The organism is Halodurantibacterium daqingense (assembly GCF_042666235.1).
In the GTDB taxonomy this organism is placed as follows: domain Bacteria; phylum Pseudomonadota; class Alphaproteobacteria; order Rhodobacterales; family Rhodobacteraceae; genus Halodurantibacterium; species Halodurantibacterium daqingensis.
On record NZ_JBHTFQ010000002.1, the window covers coordinates 369,421 to 382,562 of the forward strand.

10 protein-coding genes are annotated in these 13,142 nt (G+C 68.0%); all 10 read right to left on the reverse strand.

Annotation, left to right across the window (positions count from 1 at the left end; genetic code table 11):
- Window positions 1-182: 182 nt before the first annotated feature.
- Complete coding sequence (locus ACFQXB_RS05170) at window positions 183-1,955, reverse strand: SulP family inorganic anion transporter (RefSeq protein WP_377400140.1); 1,773 nt, start codon at window positions 1,953-1,955, stop codon at window positions 183-185.
- 52 nt (window positions 1,956-2,007) lie between these two features.
- Entirely contained in the window at window positions 2,008-2,871 is an 864-nt protein-coding gene (locus ACFQXB_RS05175; RefSeq protein WP_377400143.1) for an MBL fold metallo-hydrolase, read from the reverse strand.
- A gap of 54 nt (window positions 2,872-2,925) precedes the next feature.
- Entirely contained in the window at window positions 2,926-3,585 is a 660-nt protein-coding gene (gene gph, locus ACFQXB_RS05180) for a phosphoglycolate phosphatase (protein WP_377400146.1), read from the reverse strand.
- A complete protein-coding gene (locus tag ACFQXB_RS05185; RefSeq protein WP_377400149.1) occupies window positions 3,582-4,136 on the reverse strand; it encodes a thioredoxin family protein in 555 nt (184 codons plus the stop codon). Before ACFQXB_RS05185 ends, gph begins: the two co-directional genes overlap by 4 nt.
- Window positions 4,137-4,703: 567 nt before the next feature.
- Window positions 4,704-5,405: a ribulose-phosphate 3-epimerase gene (gene rpe, locus ACFQXB_RS05190; protein WP_377400152.1), complete on the reverse strand. Its 702-nt coding sequence runs from the start codon at window positions 5,403-5,405 to the stop codon at window positions 4,704-4,706.
- Between the two features lie 541 nt (window positions 5,406-5,946).
- On the reverse strand, window positions 5,947-9,387 hold the full coding sequence (locus ACFQXB_RS05195) for an Hpt domain-containing protein (RefSeq protein ID WP_377400155.1): 3,441 nt from the start codon (window positions 9,385-9,387) through the stop codon (window positions 5,947-5,949).
- Window positions 9,388-9,435: 48 nt separating this feature from the next.
- A complete protein-coding gene (locus ACFQXB_RS05200; protein WP_377400158.1) occupies window positions 9,436-9,840 on the reverse strand; it encodes a response regulator in 405 nt (134 codons plus the stop codon).
- Window positions 9,841-9,871: 31 nt separating this feature from the next.
- Entirely contained in the window at window positions 9,872-11,659 is a 1,788-nt protein-coding gene (locus ACFQXB_RS05205) for a methyl-accepting chemotaxis protein (RefSeq protein WP_377400161.1), read from the reverse strand.
- A 209-nt stretch (window positions 11,660-11,868) separates the two neighbouring features.
- Complete coding sequence (locus ACFQXB_RS05210) at window positions 11,869-12,609, reverse strand: ParA family protein (RefSeq protein WP_377400164.1); 741 nt, start codon at window positions 12,607-12,609, stop codon at window positions 11,869-11,871.
- Between the two features lie 3 nt (window positions 12,610-12,612).
- Entirely contained in the window at window positions 12,613-13,140 is a 528-nt protein-coding gene (locus tag ACFQXB_RS05215) for a chemotaxis protein CheW (protein WP_377400167.1), read from the reverse strand.
- Between the last annotated feature and the right edge of the window lie 2 nt (window positions 13,141-13,142).

The following is a 13,142-nucleotide window of genomic DNA, read 5'->3' on the forward strand; positions in this document are numbered from 1 at the left end:
GCCGGGTGGCGATGGGCCGTCATGCCCCGATGCTGCCAGGACCGACCCGTTCCGGGACCGGCTCCGGCCGGCGCCTCGGTCTCGGGTGGCGCCATGCGCGGATGGCGCGTGCCCGCCCGTGCCGACGGCCATGGCCGGACCGGGATCACCCTCGTCGGGCCCTCAGGCCTTCTGCCCGCCCGTCAGCGGGCCGCACCCGCCAGGGCCTGACGATCGGTTTCGCAGCGGGGTGCGGCGGCGGTGGCGCGCGTCAGCCCCGGCGACAGGCGGCACATCGCGTCGAACTGGGTCAGAAAAACCTCGCCGCTCAGATCGTCCAGGAAATGGCTCCGGCGCAGCCGGTCCATGACCGGACCCTTGACCTCGGACAGGTGCAGCGTGATGCCCCCCGCCCGCAGCCGGGCGTTCATCGCCTCAAGGCTTTCCAGTGCCGAGGCGTCGATGTCATTCACGGCCGGGCACATCAACACCACATGGCGCAGTGCCGGGTTGCGGGCGACCTGATCCTGCACGCAATCCTCAAGAAAACGCGCATTGGGGAAATAGAGGCTTTCATCCACACGCAGGCTCAGCACGGCGGGGTCGGTCACCACCTCGTGCCGCAGCACGTTGCGGAAATGCTCGGTTCCCTGAACCTGTCCCACCACCGCCACATGCGGGCGCGAGGTGCGCCACAGATGCAGCACCAGCGAGGCCAGAACCCCGAGGATGATCCCGATTTCCACCCCGGCTACCAGGGTGACGCCCAGCGTCAGCGCCATGGCCGTGAAATCGGTCCGGCTGTAGCGCCAGGTCCGGCGCAGGGCGCCCGGATCGATCAGCGAGAGAACGGCAACGATGATGGTTGCCGCCAGCGTGGCCTTGGGCAGGTAATAAAGGAACGGTGTCAGCACCAGCGTCGCTAGCGCCATGCCCACGGCGGTATAGGCGCCGGCGGCAGGGGTTTCGGCCCCCGCCTCGTGGTTCACGACCGAGCGGGCAAAGCCCCCCGTGACCGGAAAGCCGCCGGACACCGAGGCGCCGAGGTTCGATGCCCCAAGCGCGATGAGTTCCTGGTCCGGGTCGATGCGCTGGCGGCGCCTGGCGGCAAGCGTCTGCGCGACCGAGATCGATTCCACATAGCCCACCACCGAGATCATCAGCGCTGGCACCAGGATCTGCATCCAGAGCCCCGGATCAAGCGGCGGCAGGGCCGGCCGGGGCAGGCCGCGCGGCACCTCGCCCACCAGCGCCACGCCTGCGCCGCCCAGATCCAGCCCAAAGGCCGCAGCCGTGGTGGCTGCAACCGCGAGCACCGGCGCGGCACGAGTGATCAGCCGCGCCGGCCCCGCCGGAACGCCGATCCGTGCCAGAAGCCCGCCCAGCCGGCTGCGCGACCAGAACAGGAACGCCAGCACCAGAAGCCCCATGGCCAGCGTCGGCAGGTGCACGCGGTCGATCTGGCCAAGCAGCGCCAGCGCCAGTTCGGGCAGCGTCTCGCCCCGCGCCGACAGGCCCAGAAGCGGCGGAAGCTGACCGGCCGCGATGATGAGCGCCGCCGCGGTGATGAAGCCCGAGATGACCGGATGGCTCAGGAAAGCGGCCAGAAACCCCAGCCGCAGGAAGCCCATTGCCAGCAGCAGAAGGCCCGACAGGAACGCCAGCGCCATGGCCGCGCCCAGATACTCGGGGCTGCCCTGCTGCGCCAGCCCGCCCACCGCCGCCGCTGTCATCAACGAGGCGACTGCCACCGGCCCGACGGCAAGGCTGCGCGACGTGCCGAAGATGGCATAGATCAGCAGCGGCGCGATCGAGGCGTAAAGCCCGGTCTCGGGCGGCAAACCGGCCAGAAGCGCATAGGCAAGCGATTGCGGGATCAGCATGATCGTCACGATCACCGCCGCAACAAGGTCGTTGACCAGGGCCTCGCGCCCATAGCTGCGGCCCCAGTCGAGGATCGGGAAAAAGCGTCGCATCCGGGCCTCCGTCAGGCTGGCCCCGGCCCGCAACAGGCCGGGGCGAAAGGGCTCAGAGACCGTTCACCGGCACTTTCAGGAAGGTCTTGCCTTCCTCATCCGCCGGCGGCATCTGGCCCGCGCGCATGTTCACCTGCAGCGAAGGAATGATCAGCCGCGGCATGGCCAGCGTCGCATCGCGTTCCTGGCGCATGCGGACGAACTCTTCGCGCGGCTTGCCCTGGCCCACATGGATGTTCATGCGCTTCTGCTCGCCCACGGTGGATTCCCAGGCATAGGAATCGCGCCCGGGCGCCTTGTAGTCATGGCCGACAAAGATCCGGGTTTCATCCGGCAGCGCGAGGATCTTCTGGATCGAGTCATAAAGCGCCTCGGCCGAGCCGCCCGGGAAGTCGCAGCGCGCGGTGCCGAAATCGGGCATGAACATAGTGTCGCCCACGAAGGCGGCGTCACCGATCACATAGGTCAGGCAGGCCGGCGTATGTCCCGGCGTGTGCAGCACCTGCGCGGCAAGCGCGCCCACGCTGAAGCTGTCGCCTTCCTTGAACAGCTTGTCGAACTGCGATCCGTCCCGCTGGAACTCGGTTCCTTCGTTGAAGACCTTTCCGAACGTGTTCTGCACCACGGTGATCTGGTCGCCGATCCCGATCTTGCCGCCAAGACGTTCCTGCAGATAGGGGGCGGCGGAGAGGTGGTCGGCATGGACATGGGTTTCGAGGATCCACTCCACCTTCAGCCCGTGGTTGCGGACATGGTCGACGATCGCATCGGCCGAACGCGTATCGGTGCGGCCCGAGGCATAATCGAAGTCCAGAACGGAATCCACGATGGCGCAGGCGTCTGACTGCGGATCCTTGACCACATAGGAAACGGTGAAGGTGGCTTCGTCGAAGAAGGCGGTGACATCGGCTTGCATGGCATTTCTCCTGCGTTCGAGTGTCATCCTTATATGCGTCAGTGCAAACACATTTCAAGATATGAATGTGTATTCCCGAAGCCAGCCCTCAAGCTCGCCGTGATGGCTGAAGGCAAAGGCATGCGGCAGCGTATCCACCGGAGCTTTCCGATAGCCCTCGGTGAACAGGGCAAAGTCCATCCCGGCGCGCGCGGCGCATTCGGCATCCACCTCGCTGTCACCGACGAAGACGGCCTTGCCGCATCCCATCTCGCGCAGGCAGGCCAGCAGCGGCGCGGGGTCGGGCTTGCGCTGCGGCAGGCTGTCCCCGCCGATGACCGTCGGAAAGTGCTGCGCAAGGCCGAAATGCGCCAGCACCGCCCGCGTCGGGCCGATGGGTTTGTTGGTACAGAGGCCGACGGGGCGTCCTGCGGCGGCCAGGTCCTCAAGGCAGGCCGCCACCCCGTCATAAAGCCGCGTCAGGGTGACGGCTGTCTCGTAATGCTCCAGAAACCGGGCCAGAAGCCGGGCGTGCAGGGCCGGATCATCGGGCAGGGCCACCGCCGCCATGACCCGTCGCACCAGCACCGGCGCGCCATTGCCGATGAAGCTGCGGATCTGCGGCAGCGTCAGCGGGTCAAGGCCCTCGTCGGCCAGCATCAGCGCCGCACAGCGATGGATGTCGGGGGCTGAATCGATCAGCGTGCCGTCCAGGTCGAAGATGACGCCGCTCATGCCGCCTTCCACTTGATCGAACAGCCCATCGAGGGGATCTGCTCGGCCGGGCCGGCCCCGGTGCGCGCCACAAGCCGCATCGCCTCGAAGAGGTCGCGCGGCGCATCCTCGGGCGCGGGGCGGCTGCCCGAGGCATCAAGCCTGCCACGGTATTGCAGTTCCAGCCGCGCGTTGAAGCCGAAGAAATCAGGGGTGCAGACCGCACCATAGGCGCGCGCGACGCTTTGGTCGGCATCGTGCAGATAGGGAAAGGGCAGCGCGCGGCTGCGGGCAAGATCCTGCATGCGCTCAAAGCTGTCGGCGGGGTAGGCTTCGGCATCGTTCGAGCAGATGGCAGCCACGCCCACACCCATCGTCAGCAGGTCGCGCGCATCGCGCACGATGCGGTCCAGAACCGCCAGCACATAGGGGCAGTGGTTGCAGATGAACATGATCAGCGTGCCGCGCGGCCCCGCCAGATCGGCAAGCGACAGCACGCGCCCGTCGGTCGCGGGAAGGCTGAAGGCGGGGGCGGGATGTCCGAAGTCACAGACGGGGGGCGAAACGGCCATGGCAGGCTCCTTGAGGGTCGGGTGCCGACACATGTCGGCCCCCTGGGTGAGCGGGACGGCCTGATTCGGGCCGAGGGGCGGGACGGGGGACGAAGGCGGGCGGCAACGGCAGGCGGGCCATGACGGGCGATAACGCGAGGGGCCGGGGCAACGAGAGGAGGGGAACGGGGCGGGGCAGCGGCCGGCGCAACGACAGGAGGGGATCGGGACGTGATCGGCTGGGACGGAACAGGGGCAGACGCCGGGTCGGCAGGGGCAGGCAAGGCGATTGCAGGCAAGGCGATTGCAGGCAAGGCAACGGCAGGGACGCCGACGGCAGGCGTGCGGACGGCAGGCAGGGACAAGCCAACGTCAGAGCCAGCACGGGCAGGCGAGCCGGGGCCAGGCGGGGCAGGCGGTGGCGTTCCTGCACATGAAAGGCCAGAGACGGCCCCTTGGCAAGCCTTGCTGCCGGTTTTCGCTTCTGTTGCCGCATGAACTCCATCCCACGCCCTGCATCTGGATGGTCGGCACATGCCCGTCGGCCGGTCGTCCGAAGGCCGCCTTGCCGCGACGCCCGGCGACGGGTCAGGCCCAGCTGGTCTGCGCCGCCTCGGCCGCGGCACGGATCGCGCGGATATTCTCGCCATAAGGGGCCGGGTCGGCAACCGAGCCGCCGCGGAAGACAGCCGAACCCGCCACCAGCACATCGGCCCCCGCCGCCGCGACCAGGGGCGCGGTTTCGGTCGTCACGCCGCCGTCGATCTCGATATGCACCGACCTGTCACCGATGAGCGCGCGCAGCTGGCGGATCTTCTCGAGCTGGCTGTGAATGAACTTCTGGCCTCCGAAGCCGGGGTTCACCGTCATCACGCAGATCAGGTCCACCATGTCCAGCAGATGCGCCACGCTGTCGATCCCGGTCCCGGGATTGAGCGCCAGCCCCGCCTTGGCGCCGGCGCCGCGGATCGCCTGCAGGGTGCGGTGGATGTGGGGGCCGGCCTCCAGATGGGCGGTGATGATATCGGCGCCGGCAGCCGCGAAGGCCTCGATATAGGGATCGACCGGGGCGATCATCAGATGCACGTCCATCACCCCCTTGATATGCGGCCGGATCGCCGCGCAGGTGGCGGGGCCGAAGGTGATGTTGGGCACGAAATGCCCGTCCATCACATCGACATGCACCCAGTCGGCGCCCTGCGCCTCGATCGCGCGGCATTCCGCGCCGAAGGCCGCGAAATCGGCCGAGAGGATCGAGGGCGCGATCTTGATGGAACGGGTGAAGGACATGGCATCTCTCCGGGGCTGGTTTGGCCCCCTTTTCTCAGATTGGCGTGCCGGGGGAAAGCCCGCAGCGGCGATCGTGATCCGCAAGCGCGGCGCGGTTCTGCGTGGGCCGGTGGCCGGCTGGCGGCCCGGGGTGATCCGGTTCGCGCAAGGTCCGGAAGGGGCGCGGTGCGACCGGGGCCGGCGCGCGCGATCTCCTCGATTGCGGCCGGATGCGCCGGATCGCCCGGGCCGCGGCCTTGGTCGGGGTTCGGCCAGAAGTCCAGGCGGCCCTGTCCTGCCAGAGCGGGACGCTGTCGCTGCGGGGGCCGGCTTTCGCAGGCGCGGGCCGAGAGGCGGGGCAAGGCAAGGGGCATGGCGCGCGCCACCCTGCCGGAGCGGGATGGAGGCGCTTCTTGACGGCTTTCAGGCGTTGCGGTGGCGACGAATACGGGCCGCCGACCGGCGCGGCCCGCGACCCATCCGCCAGGAGGTCATCATCGGCGGCCCGGCCCGGAACGGCAGCCCCGGGCGATCTTCGGGCGAAGGAACGGGTCCCGACCGGTCACGCTGCCGGAGGCAGAGCCACAAGCCGCCCCAGCGACAGGACCATGCCGACACCGCCATCGGCAAGGATCGCGCTGCCGGTGACATTACGCATCCCCGCCAGAAAGCCCCGCAACGGGCGCAACAGGACAAGCTGCTGTCCCAGAAGCTCGTCCACTGCAAGCGCGATACGCTGCCCGCCGCTTTCCAGAACGACGTAAAGCGCGGGATCGGCCCCGCCATCGTCCAGATGGTGCAGCGGCAGCAGATCGTCCTCGCCCAGTCGCAGCATGCCTGCCCCACCCGCGGCGGTGACGGGCACGCGTGCCGCCGCCGCGGCATCGATGATCCGGCAGATCGCGGTGATCGGCAGGACATACCGCACCCGACCCACCCGCACGACCATGCCCTCGATCACCTGCATCGACAGCGGCACCACGATGCGGAAGCGGCTGCCCCCCGAGGCGACTTCGGCAACGCGGATCCGCCCGCCAAGCCCCTGCAGATCCTGCGTCACCTCGGCCAGGACGGTCTGCGAATGACCCGCGCGGCTGTCATCCTCGATCTCGGCGACGATGCTGTCATCCTCGCGGCGAACGGCCAGGTGCAGATGCAGGATCCGGTCGCTGCTGCGGGCAAGCCGGTCCTGCAGAAGGTTGCGCAGCGCCAGCCGCAGACCGTCCTGCACGGCATGGTCCAGCGGGATGTCCTGCCCCTCGGTCAGAAGCGAGACGCGCCGGCCCGTCTGAAGGGCCTGCGTCTGCAGATAGGCGTCAAGCTGGCGGAACAGATCCTCGGCCGGTCGGCTGCGCTGCGCCACCGCCTGTTCCTGAAGGGCCGACAGTTCCGAGGCGATCTCGCGCTCGGCCTGGGTCAGGGCCTGGATGCTTTCGGAATGATCCTCGATCAGGCGGCGCACACGAAACCGCACGGCGGCCCAGTCGTGCGCGCCCTCCTTGAGGATCATGTCGATCCGCGCGAACAGATCCTGCCCGGCCAGATCGGCCAGTCGGTAATGCATCATGCTTTGCCGGGCGGCGATCTTGCCGATATTCTCGATCATCTCGGCGCTGACGTCGGGTGCCGGGGTTGTCTCGGGGGCAGCTTCGGCCTGCTGGGCGCCGGTCTGACTGCCACGGCCCGGCTCCAGAACATGGGTCAGCACCAGAAGCTCGCGCCGGGGCGAGAGGGCCGCGAGCGCCTCGGCCAGCGGCGCGGGGGGGATGCTGCTGGTCAGCAGAAAGTCGTAGAGCGTGCGCGCCCCGTCCATCACCGTGACATTGGTGATGATCCGCACCGGCCCGCCCGAGGCCCACTCCATGAAGCGTTCGGCCGTATCAGGATCATCGTTCAGATCGGCCCGCACGATGTAGAAGCCAAGGCCGCGGTCCATCGCCTGCATCGCGGCGCGCACGCTGGAGGGGGAGAGCACCCGCTGGAAGGTTCCCGGCAGGCCCAGCCGCCGTTCAAGAACCGACGCCCGCACCAGCCCGTTGCCGGTAAAGCAGCAGTTCGCCGCCTCGTCGAACAGAACCTCGATCCGCGCAAGATCGGGCTGTTCGCCCTGTTCCAGCACGTCAAAGACATGTTCAAGCGCGTTGAGGAAATTCTGCGCGATCTGGATCACCAGCTGCCCCGAGCCGAGCGTTCCCGCCGCCAGCCGCGCGACAAGATCCGACAGCGCCATGGCCAGCTGCGCCGCCGGTTGCAACCCGTACCAGCTGCAGGCGTGAAACAGCTGCCGCATCTGGCGCTGGAAGGCGGCGCCGTCAAACCCGTCACGCCGGCGCAGTTGCCCCAGCCCCTGCGTCAGGGCGCCCAGCGTGTCGAGCACGGTGGCGGCGCAGGCGCGGCCCAGCAGGGCGCGCGGGTCGATCCCGGCCTCGGCCGCAGCGTCGGAAGCGACCTCCTGAACCAGAACAAGTTCTTCAAGCACCATGAGGCGGCCGTTCGGCGCCCCCTGGGCACAGGCAGTCGCGGCCGCGGCCAGACGCGGAAAACACCATTCGCCGGCAATATCGCGCAGCTGCAACGCCGCCCGAACCGTTCCCGCAGGGTCGCCCTCGGGCTGAAGCTGCGCGACCAGCGGTGCAACCAGGCTGAAGAAGGACGCATCTGCACGGATCTCTGCCGCGGCCTGTTCGGGCGCTTCGCCTTGTGCCGGCGTCCCCAGATCCCGGGCAAGCAGGCCTGCCAGACGCGCGATCAGCGCGTCGGTGCTGACGGTGGAAAGCTCGGCGCCGGACAGGAAGCCATCAAGCACCTCCGACCAGTCGCGCAGACCCATCTGCTCGGCTGCATGCGACAGGCCGGAAACGGCGCGGCGGATCTGCATCGCCGCGTTTTCGGGGGAAACCGGAAGATCGGCGCAGGCGTCGCCAAGCGTCTTCAGCGCGTCCTCGGCCATCTGCCGGAAGATGTCACGGTAAAGCGGATCGGAAAAGAAGCTGCCAGGCCGCTCGGAGCGCGGGCCGGCCGCTGTTTCGGCTGGCACCTCGGGGGCGGGGGGGAGGGTTTCGGATCCGGCTTCGGGATGGGATCCGAAAGCGCCGCCGACCTCGGGTTCAAGCCCGAGATCGCGAGCGGCAAGCGCCCGGAGCCGCGACAGCGCAGGCCCCAGCGCATCCGCCCCGACGGCGGCCAGATCGTCCGGGATCAGCGCCAGTGCCGCACGCCAATCCGCCAGATCCAGCTGGCCTGCCGCATGATCCAGCCGCGCGCCTGCCTTGCGGATGGACGCTGCCGCACTGTCGGGCGCAGAGGCAAGCGTCACGGCGGCGGCGGCGATTTCGGCGATGACCTCGGTGGCCATGGTGCCAAAGATGTCGCGATAGAGCGGATCATCGAACAGGGACGCAGAGCGCGGCGTGCCGGGGGCCGCGTCCGGACCGGATGCGCCGGCGGGATCGCTGACCGCGCCATGCGCCGCCGGATGGTCGGCGCCCGCGGGATCCTCGGGCGCGGCCGCCGGATCAGGTCGTGTCGCCGGAGGGTCGCCCACGGGTTCGGCGTCAGGGGACGCATCGGCATCGGACACCGCGCTGCCGGCAAGCGCCGCACGATGTCCGTCCCGGCAGATTTCCATGCGGCGCACCAGCGCGGCCGAGCCCTCGGGGCCCACGTCGTGGCGGGTGCGGGCGGTTTCCTCCAGCATGGCGCGGAGCGTATCGCCCGCATGCAGCATCAGCTCCAGGATGGTCGCATCGAGGGCGACGCCATCGTCGCGCACCAGACCGATAAGATCTTCGGCCACATGCGCGCAGGCCTCGACCGTCGCCAGCCCCAGCACCCGCGCATTGCCCTTGAACGTGTGCACCGCGCGGAACAGCGCCCCGATCAGCGCCGGATCGGCCTGATCCGGGCGGTCGCGCAACTGCAAGAGCGCATCCTCCATCGCATCCAGCGATTGCGCGCCGTCATCGGCATAAAGCGCCCAGATTTCGTCAAGTTCGTCTGACATCGGTGGTCCTCGGCAAGGGCTGGCCCGTTCAGGCCGGGCGCGTGGGGGTCAGCCCCCCATCACGGCCCGCATCGTCGTGGCAAGTTCATCACCCGTCGTTTCCTCGAGATCGTGCGAAATGGCACCCGAGGGTTTGGAGACGATGGCATCCGCGCCCAGTTCCCGCGCCTTGGCGGCCTGGGGTGTGCCCGCAGCCGCAACCGAGGACAACATGCAGATCTTGGCGCGGGTGCGCAGCTTGGCGTGGCGCAGGAACTCCAGCCCGTCCATCACCGGCATCTCGATGTCCAGCAGGATCAGATCGAGGTTCTCGATCGCATCCAGCTTGTCCAGCGCCTCGCGGCCGTTCGCGGCCTGGGCCACGACCTTGAAGTCGGGCAGGGTCTTGATGAAGCTCGCGATGTAAAGCCGCATCATCGCGGCGTCATCGACAATCATGACATTGTATTTCACAGAAACGGTCCTTCCTTTGTTGGTCTGGGTCTCAGAACCCGCCAAAGCCGCGGGAATCATGATCCCGGGTGCCGGCGGATGCGAGACGGGCCGCAGCCGGGGCGGCGGAGTCCTGGGCGGCAAGCAGCGCCCGCAACTGGGCGATCACATCGGGCGTCAGCGTTTGCGGCAGCTCCAGCCCCGGCACGGCGCTTTGCACGCGGCGCAGCCGGAAGCGGCCGATTTCCTCGCGGATATACTGCGTCGCCGCGTGCATCTGTTCGGCGGTGGCGGCCAGTTCGTCCGCCTGCTGGCTGGTGGCGAGGGCCGATTTCGCGACCTCGCCGATCGCCAGGTTGATCTGCGCCACGCCGCGCGCCTGTTCCAGGCTCGAGGTCGAGATCTCGCGCACCAGGGCCTTGACCTGCTCGATATCGCCCGAGATCTGCTCGAAGGCGGTGCTCGTTTCGTTGGCGATCCGTACGCCCAGGCCCACCCGCTTGGCCGAGTTCTCGATCAGGTCCGAGGTTTCGCGCGCCGCCTTGGCCGAACGGCCGGCAAGGTTGCGCACCTCTTGGGCCACGACGGCAAAACCGCGGCCGTGCTGGCCTGCGCGCGCCGCCTCGACAGCGGCATTCAATGCCAGCAGGTTGGTCTGGAAGGCGATTTCGTCGATCACCTTGATGATCTTGGCGATATCCTGCGACGAGGCGTTGATGTCATCCATCGCGCGCACCATCTGGCCAATCTTTTCCAGCCCGGTGCTGGCTACTTCCGAGGCGCCGGAGACAAGGCGGTTCGCCTCCTTGGCAGCGCTGGCATTGGCCTTGACCTGGCTGTCGGTCTGCTCGGCCGAGGCCGAAACCTCATCGACCGAGGACGACTGGATCTGCGACGTGGCGGCAAGCGTCTGCGACGAGCCGGTCATCTGCTCGACCGTCATGCTGACCTGTTCCACCTGGGTGCCGATCGCCGCAAAGACCCGGTTCAGGCTTTCGAAGGCCTTCAGGTAGGAGTCGATGATGAGCTTGTATTCGCCGTTGTAGGCGTCAAGATCGACCGTGATGTCGAGATTGCCGTCCACGATCGCCTGCGACATCCGGCGGATGCCGTCCGTCACCTCGCGGAAGTTGCGGCGGATCTCGTCGAAGATCTCGTTGACGCGCGCCTTCTTGCCCGGATAGGCCGGCATCTGCACCTCGAAATTCCCACCGGCGAATTCGGCAAAACACTCGACAGCCTCGCCGATGGTGAGGATATGACCCTGCACCATCTCGTTGACCTTCCGGGCGATGGCGGCGATATCCTTCGAAAGGCCCTCGGTCGGGACGAAGACGTCGATTTCGCCTGCCTCATGTGCGGCGGCCATTTCCGTCAGGCCCTGGATCAGACGGTTGATCTCGCTCTTGCGCTCCAGTTCGAACGATCCCATCCATTCCACCAGCGTGCCTTCGCGCCGACCGGCCGGATCGAAAAGCGGCAGGGCGCTGAAGGCCAGTTCCCGCCCGCCCAGCACGATCGTGGACTGATAGCGTTCGCTCATCCCGGCCAGCATGGTTTTCTGGAATGCCGGGCTCTTGTGAAAGGCGTCGATCGAGGTGCCGACGGCGGCATCGATCCGGAAGCCGGGCAGATCCCGCTGAATCTCGCCTTCAAGCTCTTGGAAAAGCCGTATCGTGGCCGGGTTGATGTATCGGATGACATGCGCATCGTCGGCAATCATCACCGGGCTGCACATGCCATCCAGCACGGCATGAACCGGCACGGCCGCCAGGCCGGCAGGAAAGCCGGCGGGCGAGAGGGAGGCTTGGGCAGGAATATCCTGGATCGTCGTGGTCATGGCGGGGGTCCTTTCTGCGCCAGAGGCGGGCGGGGATGCGGCCGGGGCAGGGTGTGACGGGCGGGACGCGTCGGCGGCTGGCGCCGGCTGAGCCCGGGAGGCGGGTGGCTGGGCTTTCGTGCCTGCCGGAGGATCGGCGCCATCCACCCAGGCAAGCGGGTCATTGGGCATGGCGCGGTCGTTGCGGCGCGGTGTCTTGCCAGGCTTGGTCATGGCGTGGTCTCCTTGACGGTCAGGCCGGTGGGGATCTCGCTCAGCAGCAGCCGGGCAAGGGCGGCGAAATCGCGGGCGCCGGTGCTGGTGGGGGCGTGGTCGAAAACGCTGCGCGCATGGCCCGGGGCCTCGGCCAGCCGGACCGAGTTGCGGATGACCAGGGGCACGAGAACCGGCGGCGCAAAGCGCTGCGCCAGGCTTTCGCGCACCGCGCGATGCACGCCGAGCCGCGGCGCGAAGCGCGACAGCAACAGGCGCAGCCGGTCGCGCGGGATGTTTTCGTCCTGGAGGGTCTGCAACAGACGGTTCACGCCCTGCAGGCCCAGGAAATCGGGTTCGAGCGGCGACAGGACAAGATCGCTTGCCCGGACCAGATGTGCGATCCCGCGTGACCAGACCGGCGGCGCATCAAGGATGGTGATGCCGGGCATGTCGCGCAGGAGGGCGGCACCGCCCATTGCCGAGTCTGCAGCGTCCATCGCGCTTTCGGGCACGCCGGGCACCAGGCTCAGGCCCTGTTCGAGCGCAAGCGGCGTGCCGGATTGCCCGGCCAGCCAGTCGCGCACGGAATAGGCGAATCCGGGACGCAGGAATCCCAGGGCTGCCGTCAGATGCATCTGCGGATCCAGGTCGATCAGCGTGACCGACTGCCCCGCCCGGGCCAGTGCCGCGCCAAGGTTGAGCGCCGTCGTGGTCTTGCCGACGCCCCCTTTCTGATTGAAGACGATGATCCGCATGGCTCAGTTCGCCTGTTCGACGGTCGTCAGGCCGGGCTCGGCCACTTCGGCCGAGAGCAGCTGCTCGATGTCCAGCAGGATCGCAACCCGATCATCCAGCCGTGCCAGCCCCCGCACGAAGCTGCGGCCGCTGCGGCCAAGGTTGATCGGCGCGTCGATGCGTTCGGGCAGGATCTCGCGCACTTCGCTGACCGCATCGACGATCATGCCCACCGGCGCATCGCCGCGGTCCAGCACGATGATGACCGTGCGCTCGTCATAGGGCTGGTCCGGAAGGCCGAAGCGCAGCCGCGCGTCCATAAGGGGCACGACCTTGCCGCGCAGGTTGATGACCCCGCGGATATAGGCCGGCACATCAGGGACTTCCATGATGTGCTGCATGCCCACGATCTCGGTCACGGCGCTGATGGCGACGCCATATTCCTCCTCGGCCAGGGCAAAGGTCAGGTACATGTCGTCGATGGCGTTTTCGTCCGAAAAGCTCAGGCCGGCCATCGTGGCGCCGGCAATCGCGACCTCTGGGTTCTGCATGG